This window comes from Wolbachia endosymbiont of Culex quinquefasciatus Pel, assembly GCF_000073005.1.
Lineage (GTDB): Bacteria > Pseudomonadota > Alphaproteobacteria > Rickettsiales > Anaplasmataceae > Wolbachia.
Map to the genome: position 1 here is coordinate 1,291,978 of NC_010981.1, position 20,357 is coordinate 1,312,334.

At 34.1% G+C, this 20,357-nt stretch carries 19 protein-coding genes and 1 pseudogene; 8 read left to right on the forward strand and 12 right to left on the reverse strand.

Features of this window, described 5'->3' with window-relative positions; translation table 11 throughout:
* Window positions 1-124 precede the first annotated feature (124 nt).
* Both WP_RS06105 and WP_RS06110 read right to left on the reverse strand, forming a co-directional pair.
* Complete coding sequence (locus WP_RS06105; protein ID WP_007302582.1) at window positions 125-2,101, reverse strand: ankyrin repeat domain-containing protein; 1,977 nt, start codon at window positions 2,099-2,101, stop codon at window positions 125-127.
* A 78-nt stretch (window positions 2,102-2,179) separates the two neighbouring features.
* Window positions 2,180-3,328 carry a Bcr/CflA family efflux MFS transporter gene (locus tag WP_RS06110; RefSeq protein ID WP_019236941.1) on the reverse strand — a complete coding sequence of 383 codons (1,149 nt, stop codon included), beginning with the start codon at window positions 3,326-3,328 and terminating at the stop codon, window positions 2,180-2,182.
* Between the two features lie 149 nt (window positions 3,329-3,477).
* Between WP_RS06110 and ubiE the strand changes: the two genes are divergently transcribed.
* From ubiE to WP_RS06125, 3 genes are all read left to right on the forward strand, one after another.
* On the forward strand, window positions 3,478-4,176 hold the full coding sequence (gene ubiE, locus WP_RS06115) for a bifunctional demethylmenaquinone methyltransferase/2-methoxy-6-polyprenyl-1,4-benzoquinol methylase UbiE (protein WP_006012444.1): 699 nt from the start codon (window positions 3,478-3,480) through the stop codon (window positions 4,174-4,176).
* Between the two features lie 159 nt (window positions 4,177-4,335).
* Complete coding sequence (locus WP_RS06120; RefSeq protein WP_007302584.1) at window positions 4,336-6,033, forward strand: ABC transporter ATP-binding protein; 1,698 nt, start codon at window positions 4,336-4,338, stop codon at window positions 6,031-6,033.
* A 272-nt stretch (window positions 6,034-6,305) separates the two neighbouring features.
* Complete coding sequence (locus tag WP_RS06125) at window positions 6,306-6,503, forward strand: hypothetical protein (RefSeq protein ID WP_230609140.1); 198 nt, start codon at window positions 6,306-6,308, stop codon at window positions 6,501-6,503.
* A 39-nt stretch (window positions 6,504-6,542) separates the two neighbouring features.
* Here WP_RS06125 and WP_RS06130 read toward each other — a convergent pair whose 3' ends face one another.
* Complete coding sequence (locus tag WP_RS06130) at window positions 6,543-7,415, reverse strand: IS982-like element ISWpi16 family transposase (protein ID WP_007301954.1); 873 nt, start codon at window positions 7,413-7,415, stop codon at window positions 6,543-6,545.
* Between the two features lie 159 nt (window positions 7,416-7,574).
* Here WP_RS06130 and WP_RS06135 point away from each other — a divergent pair, with 159 nt between their 5' ends.
* Window positions 7,575-8,138: a hypothetical protein gene (locus WP_RS06135; RefSeq protein WP_006012452.1), complete on the forward strand. Its 564-nt coding sequence runs from the start codon at window positions 7,575-7,577 to the stop codon at window positions 8,136-8,138.
* Between the two features lie 134 nt (window positions 8,139-8,272).
* Window positions 8,273-9,973 carry an arginine--tRNA ligase gene (gene argS / locus WP_RS06140; RefSeq protein WP_007302586.1) on the forward strand — a complete coding sequence of 567 codons (1,701 nt, stop codon included), beginning with the start codon at window positions 8,273-8,275 and terminating at the stop codon, window positions 9,971-9,973.
* Between the two features lie 15 nt (window positions 9,974-9,988).
* Here the strand turns inward: argS and ccmA are convergent, their stop codons facing one another.
* Both ccmA and WP_RS06150 read right to left on the reverse strand, forming a co-directional pair.
* Window positions 9,989-10,612 (reverse strand): heme ABC exporter ATP-binding protein CcmA, encoded by a 624-nt coding sequence (ccmA, locus tag WP_RS06145; RefSeq protein ID WP_007302587.1) that lies wholly within the window; start codon window positions 10,610-10,612, stop codon window positions 9,989-9,991.
* 3 nt (window positions 10,613-10,615) lie between these two features.
* Window positions 10,616-11,047 carry a hypothetical protein gene (locus WP_RS06150; protein ID WP_007302588.1) on the reverse strand — a complete coding sequence of 144 codons (432 nt, stop codon included), beginning with the start codon at window positions 11,045-11,047 and terminating at the stop codon, window positions 10,616-10,618.
* A 429-nt stretch (window positions 11,048-11,476) separates the two neighbouring features.
* Here WP_RS06150 and WP_RS06155 point away from each other — a divergent pair, with 429 nt between their 5' ends.
* Window positions 11,477-13,015: a hypothetical protein gene (locus tag WP_RS06155; RefSeq protein ID WP_012482015.1), complete on the forward strand. Its 1,539-nt coding sequence runs from the start codon at window positions 11,477-11,479 to the stop codon at window positions 13,013-13,015.
* 258 nt (window positions 13,016-13,273) lie between these two features.
* Here WP_RS06155 and WP_RS07995 read toward each other — a convergent pair.
* Window positions 13,274-13,415 (reverse strand): annotated as a pseudogene (locus WP_RS07995) (IS3 family transposase); the annotation flags it as partial.
* Between the two features lie 121 nt (window positions 13,416-13,536).
* On the opposite strand from WP_RS07995, the gene WP_RS06160 reads away from it, so the two are divergent.
* Window positions 13,537-14,775, forward strand: coding sequence for an IS256-like element ISWpi15 family transposase (locus WP_RS06160; protein ID WP_007301911.1), 1,239 nt, complete (start codon window positions 13,537-13,539; stop codon window positions 14,773-14,775).
* A gap of 66 nt (window positions 14,776-14,841) precedes the next feature.
* On the opposite strand, the gene WP_RS06165 is transcribed toward WP_RS06160, so the two are convergent.
* From WP_RS06165 to secG, 4 genes are read right to left on the reverse strand one after another with little or no spacing between them, the layout of a single operon-like run.
* Window positions 14,842-15,249 (reverse strand): nucleoside deaminase, encoded by a 408-nt coding sequence (locus tag WP_RS06165; protein ID WP_007302590.1) that lies wholly within the window; start codon window positions 15,247-15,249, stop codon window positions 14,842-14,844.
* Between the two features lie 17 nt (window positions 15,250-15,266).
* Complete coding sequence (locus tag WP_RS06170) at window positions 15,267-15,560, reverse strand: hypothetical protein (protein WP_007302591.1); 294 nt, start codon at window positions 15,558-15,560, stop codon at window positions 15,267-15,269.
* Between the two features lie 38 nt (window positions 15,561-15,598).
* Window positions 15,599-17,206: a CTP synthase gene (locus tag WP_RS06175; RefSeq protein ID WP_007302592.1), complete on the reverse strand. Its 1,608-nt coding sequence runs from the start codon at window positions 17,204-17,206 to the stop codon at window positions 15,599-15,601.
* Window positions 17,206-17,526: a preprotein translocase subunit SecG gene (gene secG, locus WP_RS06180; protein WP_007302593.1), complete on the reverse strand. Its 321-nt coding sequence runs from the start codon at window positions 17,524-17,526 to the stop codon at window positions 17,206-17,208. The genes WP_RS06175 and secG overlap by 1 nt, the downstream gene beginning before the upstream one ends.
* 116 nt (window positions 17,527-17,642) lie before the next feature.
* Between secG and WP_RS06185 the strand changes: the two genes are divergently transcribed.
* Window positions 17,643-18,167 carry a gamma carbonic anhydrase family protein gene (locus tag WP_RS06185; protein ID WP_007302594.1) on the forward strand — a complete coding sequence of 175 codons (525 nt, stop codon included), beginning with the start codon at window positions 17,643-17,645 and terminating at the stop codon, window positions 18,165-18,167.
* Here WP_RS06185 and WP_RS06190 read toward each other — a convergent pair.
* Both WP_RS06190 and WP_RS06195 read right to left on the reverse strand, forming a co-directional pair.
* The gene (locus WP_RS06190) at window positions 18,157-19,191 is read right to left on the reverse strand and encodes a hypothetical protein (protein ID WP_007302595.1); all 1,035 of its coding nucleotides are present in this window, start codon (window positions 19,189-19,191) and stop codon (window positions 18,157-18,159) included. The two genes, WP_RS06185 and WP_RS06190, sit on opposite strands and share 11 nt — an antisense overlap.
* A gap of 227 nt (window positions 19,192-19,418) precedes the next feature.
* Window positions 19,419-20,168: a hypothetical protein gene (locus WP_RS06195; protein WP_007302596.1), complete on the reverse strand. Its 750-nt coding sequence runs from the start codon at window positions 20,166-20,168 to the stop codon at window positions 19,419-19,421.
* Window positions 20,169-20,357 lie beyond the last annotated feature (189 nt).

Below are 20,357 nucleotides of genomic sequence, written 5' to 3' on the forward strand. Positions count from 1 at the left end.
CTTGTCATTCCAGTGCTTGACACTGGAATCCATTATACTCCGTAAATTTAACTGGGTGCCAGTGTCAGCTACTTTCATGACATCAACTGATTTTCCTTTGAATGCCAGTTATGCAAGAAATCTATTATATAATATTATTGTCACCCTCTTGATAGTTTGTTAGCTCCTCTCCTCCTGAGTTACTTGGTGCAATTATTTGATCATATTCAGTTGATGGTTCATCAGATCCAAACAACCATGAAAAAAAGCCACCAAAAAATGATGCAATTAAAGAAAAGGGCTTCATAATTATATTAAGCAAATTATCGAAAAAAGAGCTCGGTTGCTCTTCATTTGTCGATACTCTATTTTGTGTAGGTTCTGCATAAGGAAGATGTCCATTATCAGCAGCTTCAATTTTTACATCACTTTCTTCTTCTGCACTGATCTCCTGTGATTCTTCCTCTTGTTCTTGTAAACTTAGTTGGGCATTACCTTCTTGCTCAGCATCTTCCTCTTGACCTACTTCATTATCTTTTGATGCTATACTGTCATCAATTTTTTTGGGGGGTTTTAGTAATAGAGTTTTTATTTCTTCTGTGCTAGCTAAATCTAAAGGAGTCTTTCCATATTTATCTTGTGCATTAACATTTGCTTCTGCGTTTATTAGAGCTTCTACTATCTCTTTTCTATCATAGTTTGCAGCCCAATGTAAAGGAGTCCTCTCATCCTTATCTACTGCGTTAACATTTACTTCTGCGTTTATTAGAGCTTTTACTATCTCTTTTCTACCATATCCTGCAGCCCAATGTAAAGGAGTCCTCTCATCCTTATCTACTGCATTAACATTTGCCTTCATTCCTATTAGAATATCGACCATCTTTTCACGGCTCCACGATACATTAGGCAATGTATTCCAGTTGTTTTTTTCAATTACCAGGTGTAAAGGAGTCTTTCCATCTATATTTTGTAAATTAACATTGATACTTTCTACTTTCAGTAGATCGTCCAATTCAGGTATCTCCATCGCTTTCTTTTTTAAAAAAAAATGCAAAGGAGTCTCTTTATTTTTATCTGTTAGATTAACATTGATGCCTTTTTTGTTCAGTAGAGTATAGAATTTATCTGTATCTATATCTAGGTCTATTTTTTGAAGAATTAAATGTAAAGGGGTTTCTCCTGCATTATTTTGTGCATTAACGTCTGCTCCTTTATCAAGTAGAAATTTTACTATCTTTTCTGTATCTTTATATCTACTTTTAGCAGCAAAATGTAAAGGGGTACTTAGATCATCACTTTGTGCATCAACCTTTGCTCCTTTGCTGAGTAGAAATTCTACTACGTCTTTATGTCCATATTTAGCAGCAAAATGTAAAGGGGTGCTTAGATCATCACTTTGTGCATCAACCTTTGCTCCTTTACTGAATAGAAATTCTACTACACCTTTATGTCCATTTTGAGCAGCCAAATGTAGAGGAGTCTCTTCAAATTCATTTTTTGCATCAATTTTTGCTCCTTTGCTGAGTAGAAATTCCACTACGTCTTTATGTCCATTTTGAGCAGATAAGTGTAGAGGGGTCTCTTCAAATTCATTTTCTGCGTTAACCTGTACTTTTTCTTCTCTATTTAACAGATTTTCTACATCATCAATATTACCGCTTTTAGCAGCTTCAAGCAATTTGTCATTGGCATCTTTTATGCTTTGTAATAGATTTTTTATTTCTTCTGTCTTAGCTAAATCTAAAGGAGTCTGTCCTTTATCATTTTTTGTATTAACATTTGCTTCTTTCTTTAATAGGTCTTCTACTGCTTTCAAGTCGCCAAGTCTGGCAGCCAGATGTAGAGAAACCTTACAATGCTCAGCTTTTACTTCTTCGTATTTATTTAACACGTGGCGTTCTCGAGAAGAGTCATAAGCAATAAAATCTGCTCCATTATCTAATAGAACTTTTGCTATATAAGAATGATTATTTTTAACAGCCCAATATAGAGAATTACCTTGAGATCCATCATATGCATTAACATCAGCTTCTTCAATTATTAGGCGCTTTGCTTCATTAAGATCACCTCTTTTAGCAGCATCAAGTAAAGCAGCATCTATATTTCTGATTGAATAATTCATTTAACACTTCTCTATAAAATTGCATTACTATAGTAAGGTAATTAATAATTCATGAAATCTGGGTTGTAGAAATAATGATTATCCTTCGTGTTTTTCAGTATATTTAAGTAAACTATATATAAGAATTGCAATTATAGAACATACAACTGTTAATAGTAAATTTGGTAAAATGCCATAAGAAAAGAATTTTCCTACTATGTATATTCCAACAGCCCCAAACATCATATTGCAAAATGAGAGAACTGCACTACCAAGCCCTATACTTTTGACCGTTTCTAAAGCAGAAGTTACGTTATTGCTGATTACGAGTGCAAGTCCTATATTGCTTGGAATCCAAAGAACTTGAAGAATAAGTACGTTCAATTTGTTCATGAAATAAAAATATACCAATAAACCATCAGATATTATTGGTAATACCAAACCTATGATTAGCATCTTGCTCACTCCTATTTTTGGTACGTACCTTCTATTAATTAAAGTTCCAATTATGTAAAATATAACTATGATTGATATGAGATAGCCAAAATATTGTACTTCAACGCCCATTGATTCAAATATGAACGGGTAGTTAGCAATGTATGCCCAAAGCCACATGAAAGTTAATCCATGAATGGCTGAAAACCCAAGGAAACGATAATTCTTAAATATTAATATATACTGCTTGAAGATATTAATACTGGCTTTACTTTTATTTACGGTCAGCGTTTCTTGTAGCTTCAAGTAAATAAAAATGAGCATAATAATTGCGGCAAGTGATATGATAAAAAACAAAAACTTCCAACTATAACCATGTGAAATTATATAACTGCCTACCACTGGAGCTATTCCAGGTGAAAGTGCTACTACCATATTTAACTTTGAGATTACTCTTGAGTATTCACTACCTGAGTACATATCCCTGATTGCTGCATATCCGACAACGCCTGCAACACCAGCTCCTGCTCCTTGTATAAAACGGATTAATATTAAAAGTATAATATTATCAGCTATGCAACATACAATACTTGCCAAAGTAAAAATTGCCATGCCAATCAGCATTATTAGGCGCCTACCATAATAGTCTGACAGTGGCCCATAAATTAATCCAGATATTGCAACTCCTACTAAATTTAAACTGATCGTAAGCTGCGCTATATTACCTTTCACCTTAAAATAGTTGGCAATACTTGGCAATGCAACTGAGTATAAGTCTGTTGCCATATCAACAACTGCTACAGATAATATCATAATAAGAGAGATGATATTTTGTGAAAAAGCTGTCGACACTAATGATTTACTGGATTAAATATGTTTAATTGTAGTATATTTTTCTCATTAGTATATTAATTTAACTGCTAAAGTTTAAAATAATTATGTAAGCAATCTCTATATAAAATATGGATAAATCACAACTAGTTAAAGAGGTTTTCGATTCTGTAGCAAATTGCTACGACATCATGAATGATATAATGAGTCTTGGAATGCACAGGCTATGGAAAGAGAAGATGGTAAGTAGTGTGCATTTTAAAAAGAACTCCAAGGTTTTGGATATTGCTGGAGGAACCGGAGATATAGCTATAAGAATAGCAAGAGGTGAACCAAGTGCTCAAGTTACAGTATGTGATATAAATCAAAACATGCTGGACAAAGGGCGTGATAAAGCAATAAATTCAAATCAGCTAAATTTCAATTGGGTATGTGCAAATGCAGAGAGCTTACCATTTGAAGATTCTGAATTTGATTATTATACAGTAGCTTTTGGTATTCGAAACTTTTCTGACCGTAAAAAGGCTTTAAGTGAAGCATATAGGGTATTGAAGCAAAATGGACAATTTGTCTGCTTGGAATTTGCCCCTATGCATTATCAAAATGAGATATTCACCAAATTTTATGACTTATACTCATTTAAAGTAATTCCTAAAATTGGCAGCATAGTTGCTAAAGATAAGGGTTCTTATGAATATCTAGTAAAAAGCATAAGAGAATTTCCAACTCAGACTAACTTTAAAATGGAAATTGAAGAGGTAGGCTTTAAGAATGTTGAGTTCCACAATATGAGTTATGGAATAGTAGCATTACATATTGGAACAAAATAAACTCTGGTCTATTCAGTAGTTTTTTTGCTAACTTTCTGTAATTTCGCAGCGTTTTTCCTTCAGAAGCTAAAGTTTCTTGAACGTATTGTTCTAAGGAAGTACACTGTAGACTAATGCTGTAACTTTTTCCTGAAGCTAAATACTTAACTTTAAAATAAAATGCAATCTAACATTAAGCAGTTATTTTACTATATAAAACCTAGTTTACATTATTTTACCGTAGCGTTTATTGCAGTTCTATTTTCAGCTTTAACGATTCTTCTTTTTGGTAGGGGCTTAAGCAACATAATTGATTCTGGCGCAGAGCATAATTTTACTACTAATCTATTAGTTGCAATACTGATAGTTTTAGGCATCTCTCTCACTGCATTTATTCGGTTATATTTCATTGGCATTGGAAGCGAAAAAGTTATCGCAAGAATCAGATATGACTTATATAGCAGTATTACTGATTTACAACCAAGTTTCTTTGAGAATACAGGTGTGCAAGATGTTATCTCAGCACTCATTACTGATACCTCTGCATTGCAATCGATAATAAACAGCAGCTTATTGACAATATTGAGGAATTTTGTGGTACTAACTGGTAGTGTTGCAATGCTGTTGTATACAAATCTACATCTAACCGCATATGCAGCTGCAATAATACCTATACTGCTCATTGTCATGACTTCACTTGGGAAAAAAGTACGCAATTATGCACGCTTTGCTCAGGATAAATTAAGTGAGCTTGCATCATTTAGTGAGGAAAATTTTAGATCTATAGTAACTATCAAATCGTTTGTACTCGAAGAAAATGAAAAAATTCGTTTTCAGAAACATCTAAACTCAGTATCAAAATCATACGTAAAATTAGTACTCTTGCGTGCTATTTTAGTAACTCTAGTTATCACGTGTGTGATAGGTTCGCTAGTTGTTTTGCTTTTTTTGGGAATAAAAGAAGTCTTAAGTAATAATATGACCATTGGAGAACTCTCCTCATTTGTGTTTTATTCAGCACTTGCTGCAGGGGCTGTAAACAATCTAAGCGATAACATCAGTGATTTGCAACGAGGTCTTGGAATTGTAGAGCGTTTATTTGAATTTATGAACATGAAAAGCTCTATATTAGATAATGATAATCCTATAAGGATCAATAGTGTTCAAAAAGGAATTTCGTTTAACGATGTAACATTTTTTTATGCTGATAAGCCAGCATTAAATAACGTATCATTTTCTATAGAGGCAGGTCAAGCAGTATCAATTGTTGGACCATCTGGCAGTGGTAAAAGCACCATTTTAAAGCTTCTCCTCCGTTTTCACGATCCAAGTGAAGGCAGTATTACTATCGATGGACAGAATATTAAGACAATTGCGCTAAATGATCTAAGATCGCTGTTTGGCTTAGTACCACAAGATCACATGATATTTTCTTGCTCAATAATGGAAAATATACTATATGGTAAACCAGATGCTGAATATGAGGAAGTCAGGCGAGCTGCTATCAGCGCTTATGCGATGGAATTTATTGATAAGCTGCCGGATAAATTTGATACATTTGTAGGAAAAAGAGGACTAAAGCTTTCCGAAGGACAAAAACAACGTATTATAATAGCAAGAGCAATACTGAAAAATCCTCAGGTTTTAATACTGGATGAAGCAACTTCCGCCCTCGACTATAAAAGTGAAAGCCTAGTGCAAAAAGCACTGAGCAAATTAATGCAAAACAGAACAACAATTATAATCACACACAGACTATCAACCGCACTCAAAACTGACAAGATTATAGTGATCAATCATGGAAGAGTAGAGGAAGTAGGAACTCATGACTCTCTAATGAGTAAAGATGGGCTGTATGCAAAATTGGTGAAGATATAGTAAAAACTGAAGGAAAATTTGAGTCATACTTGTTGGTTGTTATGCTAGATTGATAACTAAAACTATTAAATCTTTAATTGTTTTAACTTATAATAATATCATATTGTCCACCTGCTCCTGCTTGTCCACCTTGTCCGGAACTTAAGCCTGAACCTAAGCCTGAATCTAAAGATGATGATAAATCGATACCATTTGACATAAAAAAGCTTGCAATATCAACCTTGCCAGGAACGGATAAGATTCTCAATTTGAAAACCTCTGATGAAACAGGTATGAGTTCTAAGGAATGTGGGGAAATTATTGCGAGTACTAGAAATGACCTTAGGATTTCAGATGGCAAAATTGTGGGTAAATGTTACGACAATACTGAATGTGATAAATGTGTGGATGCATTGAACTCTAGCATAATCATGGTTCTTGCTACTGATCACAATACACAAGCGGCAGACTCGAATATTTATTTTCTATAAAAGTAATATAATGTGTGTATTGTTAACCTCAGTTATGGATTAGCCGATAAAGAAAGGCATAGAAATAGAAGGCTTTTTGGACTGCATGGAGTAGGAAATCAGAACAGAAAAAACATGAATTAGGAAATTTGTTGGCGATCTATGTCTTGTATGCTCAATCTCAAATTTGTTTTTCAAGGAATCAAAAACAGTCTCAATAATCGACCTTTTCCTTAATAAAATCTTCTCTTTAAGTGAAATTAGTGCGTTTTTCATACCTTTTTTTACTTTAGTGACTAACTTTAGGCCTCTATCGAAGAGTTTCTCAAAAAGCTCTTTCTTTATATAGCCCTTATCTCCAAACAAAAGTCCGGTCAGTCTTTTAGTGAGAGTTGGTAAAGGTTTTCTGTCATCAACGTTACCTTTGGTTAGGGTAAGTGCTTGAATTTCACCAATTTCGTTAATCACTAAGTGCAACTTGAAGCCAAAAAACCAACCATACGTACTCTTACTAATTTCTGCTAGATGATTAAAAACTTTATTCCTAGAGATCCTTTTTTTGTGGCAAACGGCAATCGTAGAGGTGTCGATGTAGGAAGTGCCGGTCATTTTCGCTTGTTCACAGAACCATTGCAAAAGTAATGCTAAATACCACAAAACTCGCGGCTTTAAGGCAATAAATCTGTGATATGAAGGCAGCTTTGAAAACTCTGATCTATAGAATAACTGAAGATAACAAAGATAAAAAGCCTTGAAGTTTTTACATGGTGATTTATGGTATAACAGGATTATGGTTAGAATTTCTGAGTGCGCTATTTCTGGTACTCTGGTTGGTTTTTTGCCGTTTGATAAGAACCTATTTGCAAAATTATCATCTACCGCACGACAAAAATCCTCGACGCAACAGTACAGTTCTGTAATATCTTTCTTCATGGGTAACCTCTTATTATTACTAAAATACTCGAGTTTACCCTGTTTCCCTCTTCTTAGTTATACTTTTATCTATTTTCTAATCCATAACTGAGGTTGTTAGTACACACATTATTCTATGTTTAATTGTTTGATAAATTTATTTATTGATGGAGTTATTTTATGTTTAAAAGCGCCTATGCTCATCCAATGCCAACTAATACATGTTTTGTAAATGATATGGTAAGAGTTAATTTGTTTACAAAGTTGGATGATTGTAAAGTCAATAAGAGTAAGTTGATTCATGATAAATGTGGTAAAGATCTTAAGTGTAAGATTAATGACAGGACTATGAATGAACTGAAAAAATGTTTTAAGTTTGAGATTGATGATAAGACTAAAAATGAACTGAAAGAAAATATTAAGAATGAACTAGAGAAAAGTATTAAGTTTGAGATTAGTGATAAGACTAAGAATGATCTAAAAGAAAGTATTAAGAATGAACTAGAGAAAAGTCTTAAGTTTGAGATTGATGATAAGACTAAAAATGAACTGATAGAAAATATTAAGAATGAACTAGAAAAAGGTCTTAAGTTTGAGATTAGTGGTAAGACTAAGAATGAGCTAAAAGAAAGTATTAAGAATGAACTGGAGAAAGAGAAAAATGGAGGTACAGGGAATGCTTATTTTAGTGAAAGCGAAAGTATGGCTTTCCGTCACTATAGTGACAGCAACGACTTAATGTAAACTATAATTTTTCTGGGTTTCAAAAGACCCAGAAAAGGTTGCCTTACACCAAACAAAGAGTAGAGAGAAAATCATAACTTCAACTAGCCCCACTTATTTGCTATACTGCTATAGATTTTATAGCAGTATAGTGAATGAACATTTTCAAGCAGATTTCCTCTCTAATTTCCAGCAAATTAAATGAGTTGAAACAAAGGGGTGTCATAAATACAAGTGCAGAAAATTTTATTGTGGAACCTCCAAGCAATAGAGCACATGGTGATATTTACACAAATGTTGCTATGGTGCTTGCAAAGCATGAAAAAAAGAATCCAATTGAGATTGCAGGGATCTTAGCAAGAGAATTTAAACCTTTTGATGAAGTTGCAGAAGTGGAAATAGCAAGCCCCGGTTTTATCAATATGCACTTAAAAATAGAAGTGTGGCATGGGATTTTAAAACAAATAAATGAGCTAAAAACAGAGTTTGGCACTCTAAATATTGGAAATAATCAAGCTGTCAATGTTGAATTTGTATCGGCAAATCCAACAGGTCCTCTGCATATTGGTCATGCAAGAGGGGCAGTGTTTGGTGATGTTCTGGCAAATTTACTAAAGAAAGTTGGCTATAATGTTACTAAGGAGTACTATATCAATGACGCTGGAGCGCAGATAGATACGCTAATTCGGTCAGTATATTTGCGGTATAAGGAAGCTCTGGGAGAAAAAATTAGCATTGAAAAGGGTTTATACCCAGGTGAATATTTAAAGCCAATAGGAGAGGGATTAGCTAAAAAATATGGCAAGGAGCTTAGAGCAGAGGAAGATAACCAGATAATTAGAGAATATACTTTAAGTTCTATTTTAGAACTCATAAAGGAGGACATGAGCTTGCTTGGAGTAAATCATGATGTCTTTACTTCAGAGTATGAGCTACGTGGCAAAATCGAAGAGAGTATAAAGATATTATCTGACAAGGGTCTAGTGTATGAAGGGTACCTGGAGAAACCAAAAGGCAAAGAAAGTGAAAATTGGACTTCCAGAAAAGAAATGTTATTTCGCTCTACAAAATTTGGCGATGATGTTGACCGCGCATTGAAGAAAGAGGACGGCAGTTGGACTTATTTTGCCTCAGATATCGCTTACCATTTTGATAAGATATCGCGTGGTTTTAACAATATGATCGTAGAGCTTGGTAGTGACCACGGTGGTTATGTCAAAAGGCTAAAAGCAGTCGTCTCTGCGCTCAGTGATGATCAAGCAAAAATAGAGGTAAAACTGCATAATATTGTGAATTTTTTCGAGAATGAAAAACCTGTTAAGATGTCCAAAAGATCAGGAAACTTCCTAACAGCAAGAGATGTAGTGGAGGAAGTTGGCAGGGATATCACTCGTTTTATAATGCTGACACGCAAGAATGATATGGTCTTGGACTTTGATTTTGCTAAAGTTAAAGAACAATCAAAAGACAACCCTATTTTTTATGTGCAATATGCGCACGCCCGTGCTCATTCGTTAATGCGTAATGCTCCAAAAGAGCTCCCAACAGCAGATCCTTCACTTTTAAAGACCGATGGGGAGCTCTTCCTCATAAAAATCTTAGCAAAGTGGCCAGATGTGGTAGAAATAGCGGCAAGGCTCTATGAGCCACACAGAATCACTTTCTACTTACTTGAAGTTGCAGAAGCGTTTCACGTTTTATGGGGGTATGGCAAAAGTGATTTAAACATGCGGTTCATACTAGAAGATAACTTGAACCTCACCGCTGCAAGAATGTTTCTCGTACAAGCCTTAGCGCACGTAATCGCTTCTGGGCTTTCTATTTTTAATATAGAGCCTTTGAAAGAGATGTGTTAATTTTAAGGCCAAAAATTATACAAGAGGTCTGTTAAAATCACGTATGTCGATTGTCTTGAAGTCACACAATTGTTCTGTAGAGCTATGTCCTGTAATAATTACTGTACCGTTCTGCTCAGAGCGTATTGAGATTAGGTTCAATACTAATTCACATGTTGTGCTATCAAGATTACAGAAAGGTTCATCTATCAGCCAGATATTTGCATTAGAAATTAAAAGGCGGGCAAGCGCAACTCTTCTTTTCCAGCCTGCAGAAAGTTCACCATATCTAATGTTAAATACAGGTTGCAACTCTAAACAATAAGCAGCTGCCATAACTGATTCTCTAGTGTTCCGTATTCTTGCCCAGAATTCTATGTTTTCACCAATTGTTAAGCTATCTTTACAGGCGTTTTTATGTCCTACGTAAACCATGGAAGATATAAAGGATTTTGGATCATCATATATGTCTTTTCCGTAGTATCTTATATTGCCTGATACTGGCGGTAAGAGTCCAGATAAACTTCTGATTAAGCTGGTTTTGCCGCTACCATTTGGACCAGTGATTAAGATTTTTGATTTTGGCTCAGCTTTAAAATTGAGGTTTTTAAATAATACTTTGTTATTACGAGCACAGGATAGATTTTTACATTCAAGCATGGATTATCTGCCTTTTCCTTTATATTTACCCTTAGTTGAAGACTGAGCTTTTATAAATAGCTCCCAAAATCCTTTCTTATCACCTTCTCTGTGTATCAATTGTGCAAAATGTTTCATTAAACTATTACCCATCATAACCATCTTTGTCCATTTACCTAACGGTTTTGCTATATCAACTATTTCTAGATCTTCTTTGTAAACTTGCATATTCTTTTGTTTCTCCCTTAGCATTTCCTGTTGTTTCATCAACTCTTTTTGCTTATTTTTTTGATACAATTCATTAAATCTTTTATTTTCTTCCCACTCTTCTTTGAGAACTTTTAGAGGAAATATAATTTTTCTAATATGATTTTTGTATATTTTTCTCAAAAAGAGAAATACTGCAATTATAGTAAGTAATATCGTGCTATATGTAATGATTTGTCCGAACGGCATTTTTATACTCAGCTTATTTGCAAGCGGTATTTACAATTATACCATAACTATAGAAATTTTACAATTTTTTTCTGGATAAAGATAGTAGACTAAAAATTTCTAAAGGACAAAAGCAACGTATTTACGTACAGGCTATCAACTACTACACTCAAAACTGACAAGTGATTAATCATTGGAGAGTAGAGGAATCACGGCTCTCTAATGAATAAAGATGGACTGTGTCAAGCTGGTGAGTAAGGTGGAAATTGAATAATTGTTGGTTATTATGCTAGATCTACAATATAAGTTATAAAATTTTTAATCATTTTGGCTTATAATAATTTCTGAGTTAACCTGAGATTTCCTGAACTGTGGTTTCTTTTACCCATGTTGAATTCTCAGCTTTTATACTCTAATTTAATTCCAGTTTTGACTATATAGGAGGTCACAATGTCAAACAATATCTATAGCGATCAAGTTAATAATAGTAATTTATATGCCAACAAACTTTTTTATGGTGAAGAGGGTGAGCAAGTCGAAAATCTAGGAGATCAGGTTGCGGAAAAAGAGGATGATAAATCAGAAGAAGATTTACTTCGTGACTGTAGAGATGAAACTAAGAAGGCAAAAGATAAGTTAATACAGTGTAAAAAAGATGCTGTGGAATCACAAAGAGAAATTACAAAATTAGAAGCAGAAGCTAGTGAATTAAAGTCACAGGTTCAAGAAGAAAGAGAGAAGGTAGAACAAACTAAGAATGAAGCTGAGGCAAAAGTTGATAAGTTAAAATTACAGGTTCAAGAAGAAAGAGAGAAGGTAGAACAAACTAAGAATGAAGCTGAGGCAAAAGTTGATAAGTTAAAATTACAGGTTCAAGAAGAAAGAGAGAAGGTAGAACAAACTAAGAATGAAGCAAAAGCAGAAGTTGATAAGTTAAAATTACAGGTTCAAGAAGAAAGAGAGAAGGTAGAACAAACTAAGAATGAAGCTGAGGCAGCAAAAGAGGAAGTTTTGAGGTGCAAAATTGAACAGGAGAAAGAAGAAGTGATGCAGAGTAAGATTGAAGGAGTAAAAGAAGAACTTTTAAAGTGTAAAATTAACATGGCAAAAGCAGAGACTGAGTGGTATAAAAAAGCAGCTGAAGAATGTAAAAATGAGAAAAGAATCGGTACAGATAAACCTAGTATTAAGGTAGGGAATGAAAATGATAGAGGCAAACATGTTACCAATGAAGGAGGGAATGAAAGTGGAGAAATTACATCTCGAGAAATAACACCAGATCTTAGCCTGTCAGGAATTTGTGGGCCTCATGCTCATTTGTATAAATCGAATAATAAGATAGGTTATCAAGGTTTTAATACATCTGATTTATTAAAAGAACTCTATCCTGAGATATATAGTAATTCTAAAATTTTGCCATATATAGAAAAGGGATCAGAGGGTATTTATAGTGCAGTAAATTTTAAATTTGCCTTTACTGATACTATTAGTTCAGCAGCCAACTTTGGTAATACGAAATGTCTTAAATGTATTGATAGTCCACAAGAGTTAGCTTGTCAGGACGAGAAGGTTAAGAGTTTCTGCCAATCTGGCAATGATTATGCTAATAAAGAATTAAACAAGAATTTTTTTTCTAGAGAATCATGTCCTGATCTCATCAAAGACCCCAGTGCAGCAAGTATTGTGAAAGCAAAACAAGTTGCACCATTGATACTTGTTAATACCTCAGGACAAATGATAGATAAAGAGGGCAATAATACTCAAGTACAATATAATTCATTAAAGCCTTATCTAAAGCTTAATGGTAAAATCAGGGACTGTGGAAATGATCAAAAGTGTAAAGATTATAATGCAATTATGGAGAAAGTTGCATGGGATAGTGATAAGGAAGTACTATTAAAAGCTGTCTTTGATAATGTGCAAAGAACAACTCCTTACTCTTATGATAATGAGGTTAGTTCTTTTCCCATTGATAATGAGTTGATATAAGAGAGAATGTTCTCTGGATTTTTTAGTTCAGAGAACACTTTTGTAGAAAAATAGAGTTGGTGACCTTACTCAAAAAAAAGTAGAGAAGAAGTTTTTGTTGTGAGAATAAATTTAGCAGAGTTTATAATATAATATTTAAGTTATTTATGATAAAAAATAGATTGTTTGCATAACCAGCCAGTCTGAGATTTAGCAAGAAAATCTAGATTCCAGCGTTACGCGCTGAAACTCTTTAAATTCCAGTAGTGCAAGAAATCTAATTTCTACGTATTCAAATATGGAAGTTCTAGTTTGCTGAACAGAACGTTGAGAAGTATCAATAAGAAGCTCCCTTTTGAGTAAACTTTTCTGCAACGGAGTTATCGTAATAACATCCCTTATGTACGTTGCATGAGCAGATTGGTCAAATATACGAAAGAGTTATAATACAGATTTTACTCAAAAAATATGGGAGTGTTAAATAAACTGTGTCAAACCGAAAAAAAAGTAATAAATTGATATAAAAAAATGGAGGTTTGACAATGAGTCAGAAAGTAGTAAACAGAACTACCGGTTTGGTAGATTATAAAGAATTAGAAACAAATATCCTGTCGTCTATACGAGAAGGAAGACCGTTGACAGGAAGAGATGGAGCATTAACACCGTTTATAAAAAAGTTGCTGGAGGTAAGCCTGGAAGGTGAAATAGAAAACCACTTGTCGGCCGAAAGCGAAGAGAATAATCGAAGAAATGGGAGGAATGCAAAGACTTTACGTACAAGCGCAGGGTCATTTGAGCTTTTGACGCCAAGAGATAGGGAAGGAAGTTTCGAACCACAAATAGTCAAAAAAAGGCAAACAAACTTACATCCAGAGCTTGAAACGAAGATTTTGAGCACATTTGCCAGTGGTATGGGCTATAGAGATATAGTGTCACATGTTGAGGAAATTTATGATCACAAAATATCGGCGGCAGAGATATCAAGTATTACTGACAAATTGCTACCAGTAATCAACGAATGGCGTAGTCGCCCGCTGCAGTCTGTATATCCGATAGTTTTCATGGATGGCATGTTTTTTAAAGTCAAAGAGGACGGGCATTGCGTAAGTAAATGCATGTATAACATATTAGGCATAGATCAAAATGGCAAAAAAGAAGTATTAGGTTTTTATTTGGCTGAAAGTGAAGGAGCTAACTTCTGGTTGGGAGTGCTAAATGACCTCAAAGAAAGAGGAGTAGAAGATATCCTTATTGCCTGCGTTGATGGGCTGAAAAGCTTTCCTGCAGCTATAAACAGTGTCTTTCCTAATGCGGAAGTGCAGATGTGTATAGTGCATCAGATACGCAACTCACTGAAGTATGTGGCCAGTAAAGATGCGAAGAGTTTTTTGAGCGATTTAAAGAAGGTATATCAAGCTTCAAGCAAGGAAATTGCCGAGAATTATCTGTTGGAATTGGATGAAAAATGGGGCACAAAGTACCCTATGGTTATAAAATCTTGGCAGAATAATTGGGAAAACTTGTCTGGTTATTTTAAGTATTCTGGTCCAGTTAGGAGGATAATCTACACCACCAATCCCATAGAGGGGCTACATAGGCAAATTAGGAAATTCACTAAGACCAAAGGCTCATTTACCAGCATAAATGCCTTGTATAAGCAGGTATATTGTGCTATAAAGAAGGTAGAGGAAAAGTCGACGATGCCTGTACATGATTGGGCATTAACTATCTCTCAACTTGATGTTTTCTTTCCTGGCAGATTGAAAATTGAGTTGAACTAAAAATGCGGTTTGACACAGTTTATTTAACACTCCCAAAAATATTGAAACAATCTCACACATCTTAAACTAAGTTCTCAATTTCTCAAAGAAATCTTTTAACAAAAGAGAACATTTTGTTTCTAATATTCCACCATAAACTTCAGGTATGTGGTTACAGAATTGAAATATTCTAGTGCCGTTTTCAACTCCTCCACCTTTGGGATTGTAAGCCCCGAAGTACAGACGTTTAATTTTTGCAAAAGAGATAGCTTGAGCGCACATCGGGCACGGCTCTAACGTTACGTACATTTCAGCTTCATAAAGCGTGGAAGTTGAAAATGCTTGTCTAATTGTTAACATTTCTGCATGTGCAGTTGGATCATTAGATATATTGTGTGCAGAGGAGATGATATTGTTTCCATTAACTATTACAGCACCTATTGGCACTTCGCCATCTTTCTGAGCAAGTTTTGCTTGCTCTATGGCAAGTGCCATGTATTGGTACTTAAACATTAGGTGCTTGGGTAAATATAATTTTCTTTTCTTGGCTTTTCTATTTTTTCTAGGTTATAGAATTCACTAAGGACTATTGTCCTTTTTACAAGGCTATCTATTTCTCGCTTTAAATATTTTTTTATTTCTTCTACCGATTTTAGTTCGTTTATAGCTACAACTACTTCTTCCATTATATCCTCTATAATTTGATCCTCCTCTAATTTATATATTATTTGTTCTACATGCCTATTCAATTCCTCGAAGGTCGCAGATCCATATGTAATGCTATCTTTACTATTTCTTAGTAACATTTTTACCTCTCTATTAGAATAGAGTTTATTAAGTTCTATTAAACTCTATTGTCAATAGTTGCCTTAATAAATGATGTAAAGAGAGGATGAGGAGAAAATGGTCTTGATTGAAATTCTGGATGAAATTGCACACCAATAAACCATGAGTGATTTTTTAGCTCCACTGCCTCTATGCATGTTTTATCTTCTGATATACCACTGCATATCATTCCATTCTCTTCTAAGTTATTTTTATAATCTAAATTAACTATATATCTGTGTCTGTGTCTTTCTGAAATAGTGACACTACTATACACATTTGCCATTTTTGAATTTGGATTTACATTACACTTGTATGTTCCAAGTCTCATGGTTCCACCAAGATCAACGTTCTTACCATCAGCGAGCTTGATGATTGGGTGTTTGCAAGTATAAAATTCTTCAGAGTGTACATCTTCAAGCTTAATAACGTTACGAGCAAATTCAATCACTGCAAGCTGCATACCAAGACATATTCCTAAAAAAGGAATGTTATTTACACGGGCATAGTTTATTGCTAATATTTTACCTTCTATTCCATTATCACCAAATCCTCCTGGAACAAGGACTGAATTAGAGCTTTGTAATTTTTCTCTGATAAACTTTGCATCTATAGATTTTCCATTCTCTTCTCTTGAGTTGACCCAATTTATCTTCACTCTAGCTTTATTACTAATTGCACCATGGTTTAATGCTTCAATCAGTGATTTATATGCGTCAGGAAATTCAGTATATTTTCCTACTATGGAAACGATAACTTCTTGTGTTGGATGTTTCATAGAGTGTACTATTTGGTCCCATTCAGGTAAGCTTGGTTTTGGCTTACTTAAGTGAAAGTGATCCAAAATTTGTGCCCCGAGCCCACATTGATTATACAAGGACGGTAACTCGTATATATGGTTTACATCAGGAGCAGGTATTACGTTAGATAAAGAAACATTGCAAAGATTGGCTATCTTTTCTTTTTGATTATCGGAAATTTCTTTTTCACTGCGACATAATATAATATCTGGTTGTAACCCCGCAGAGTTTAACTCTCGAACTGAATGCTGTGTCGGTTTTGTCTTTAATTCTTGTGCTGCAGTGAGATATGGTATTAAAGTTAAGTGAATAAGGATAACTTTTTGCTTTCCTAGTTTATAATTAACTTGGCGTATAGCTTCCAAAAACGGTTGGCTTTCAATATCACCTACGGTTCCGCCTATTTCGCATATTACAAAATCTAAATCTTCTGTACCATTAAAAATGAAAGATTTGATTAAATCTGTCACATGAGGAATGATTTGCACAGTTTTGCCTAGATAATCACCACACCTTTCCTTCTTTAATAATTTATTATATACTTTACCAGTTGTTATATTGTCGTCCTTGGTTGCTTTAATTTTAGTAAAACGCTCGTAATGTCCAAGGTCTAAATCAGTTTCAGCACCATCCTCAGTAACAAATACTTCCCCGTGCTGAGCTGGGCTCATTGTTCCAGGATCAATGTTGAGATATGGGTCAAGCTTTCTGATGCGAACATTGAATCCATGAGCTTGAAGAAGTGCTCCCACACTTGAAGCAACTAAACCCTTACCAAGTGATGAAACAACTCCACCTGTAACAAAGATAAACTTGGTTTCTTTCATTAATTTTCAAATGGAACAGAAGTTGATTGGCCTTCTTGCTTCTTTTCTGATATAATCTTCTCTGCAATTGATTTTTTATGTACATCTTTTGAACATAATCCTGATAGTAACAGTGTATTTATAATGAACAGCCCAGCAACTATAGAAGTTATTCTACTGAGTGGATTTTCAGAAGACTTTACCGGAATTATTGAATTCATTCCCTGTTGTGAATTACTAAAGCCACTTAATGAACTACTTCCAGGTGGCTGCAGGAGCACTAAAATTACCAATACAACAACTAATATTATTTGAAGTACACTAAGTACTGTTACTGACATTATGAATAGAGCTAAAAATAAAGATTTTAGGAGCATAAGGATCATAAGTCAAGAATATCTTTACCCGAGTAACTTGACTACTGGAACCCAAGTATGTATTAAACCTTATTTAAATTATGAGCTATCAAATTTTAAAATACAAAGATTATGAACCAAAAATGGATGAAAGTTCTTTTATCGCAGATGGTGTGCGTATCATAGGTAACGTTGAAATAGGAAGGAATGCGAGTATCTGGTTTAATTGTGTGATCAGAGGAGATGTTGGATCAATCAAAATAGGCGATGGAACGAATATTCAAGATGGCACTGTAATTCATGTAGATAGAAACCCAGGTGGTGATACGATTATTGGTAGTATGGTGACGGTAGGACATTTTTGCGTATTACACGCATGCACGGTGCATGATAAAGCATTTATTGGTATGGGCTCTATCATAATGGATCATGCGATTGTGGAGTCTGGAGCTATGGTAGCTGCTGGCTCACTGGTGACACATGGAAAAGTGATAAAAAGTGGTGAAGTATGGGCTGGCAGGCCAGCACAATTCTTCAAAAAAATGTCAGATGAGGAAATAAAACATATTACACAATCTGCACAAAATTATATCATGCTGATGAAAGAATATAAGGCTATATGCTAGGTTGAGAAATCTTCAGCTCTGATGCACATTCTACGTTAACTACTTCAAAAGCTTCTTCAACTATAGAATGCTTATCAATATAAGCTTCTTCAACTCTAGGAATATGCTGATTAATAAAACTACCTCTGACTAGAATATCCTTTATTGGCCAGTTTGTTTCTGTTGGAGTACCTGATAATTTAGCTGCAAATTTTATCGGTGCTGACGTTAGAAAAAGAGATATAGTATTATTTGAATTAAGATAGAAGTTTACATGATCTTTACAATCTTTTAGATTTATATCTCCCGGAAAATCTGGTATTTGAGATTGTATATTTGCTTTTATGAAGTTCATCCGACCGAATTTTTCAGTAAGTATCCCTACCTCTTTTGGAACTTCTAATGGGATGATAATATCATTGCTAATTCCATTTTCTTCTTGAGAAAAAAGTTCAGTGTATGCTCCTTTTTTACTGTGTTTCTCAAAATACTTAGGAAAATAAATATTGAGATATTCAGAGTGTAATTCTATTCGACTTTTCTGATCATTTTCTAAGATAAACGTATATTTATCACCATTTTGCTTAAGTTCGCATAACTTAAATTTACTAAGGTCAGAGTCTGGAAATGGCTTTTCAATTTCAAAAGCAAGTGTAAGAGTGTGCGTTGTGTGATCAAATTCATTTTTTTCTTGTAGACCATCTTGTAGACTATAGTACTTATTTTTTTCATACTCTTTTCCTTCTATGTTAGCACTCACTTCCTCTTCATCCAAATTTTCAATAGCATCAAAAAATTCTTCTTCATCCAGATCTCTTTCTTTTTCACCTGGCTCTTGTTCTTTCAGAGAATCATACCATACATCCTCTTCATTAACTTTCTCCTCTATTGTATTTTCTACACTTATTTTTCTTGTATGATCATTTCCATTGCTAGCAGTTGTTTGATGATGTGTATCGTTAGTTTGAAAAAAGCTCTTTACTTTTGATATTAAGCTAATCCATGAAAGTCTGACTTGATTAAGTAGCCATTTAAAACTCTTCATTGTTTTACCCCAACCTAATTACTAAAAATTGTAACAGAATAAATTAAATATGTCAATAAGATACACAAATTGTACTAACTGGGAATTAGTGGCAGCACTTAACATCTGTGTAAATTTTGACATAGGCGTTTTCTGCATTTTAACCAAATCAGTAAGGAGAACACCATTGATATTCTCCTTTTAGAAGCAACTTGAATAAAACTGATAAAGTTTGAATTAAAGTGTGATTAGGAAAGTGAGTGATGAGAACTCTTTATTTGGACTTCTTTTGATTCATCTATTTTAGTATTAGGTCTTAGTGCTTCATATGTAGCACCACCAGCTACGAGTGCAGATGCTGTAGCTATGCCAATTATTGCTAATATACTTAGTCTAGTTGTATGTTCAAGTATAGTACTTGCTACCAGCCCAACAGCAAGACCAACACCAATAACAGCAGTGTACAACATTCTAGGATTATTTGAATTAGGCATATAGCTCACTAACTCTCTGCAACACTTTTCTGATTCTTTCTTTATATCCTCGAGCTTATTTAGATCTTCTTCTTCTATTTTAGCATTTAATTCTAGTTTCTTACATAATTCTTGCATTTCTTTTACTTGTTTTTCTAATTTTTTTAAAAAATTTATTATTTTTGTTCCTTGTAATTTTATTATTGTTTCCTTAAGTAGTAACGTTGATATTGGCATTGCTATTTCTTCTATCTCTTTTTCTGTTTTCCTTTCCAATTCCACTACTTTTTCTATTCCTTCGTCTGATATTTCAGTGTCTTTTTTTAGTTCTATTTCAAATTTTCTTTTTTTCAACTCTGATTTTGCTTCTTCTAATGATTCTAATGCATTCCATAGCTTTTCACCAGAATTCTGACTCCGTTTTGGTGACATAGACTGACTGCCTTTGAACTTTTTTGGTGATATGGGCTGATTTTTACCATCTTTAAGCTTTTTTGAGTTTTCACCAGCACTTACTTTAGCCATAATAAACCTCGCATATTAAATAATGCTATTACATAATATCTTTAAAGCTCAAGGTCAAATAGTATCTTTACATAATATAAATCATAAACAGAAAATTTTAGTGTAAATTGCCATATTTACTTTGTGCTACGGTTTGAGATAGAATAACAACTTGCTTCAAATATGGAAAGGCAGTACAACTCTATAATC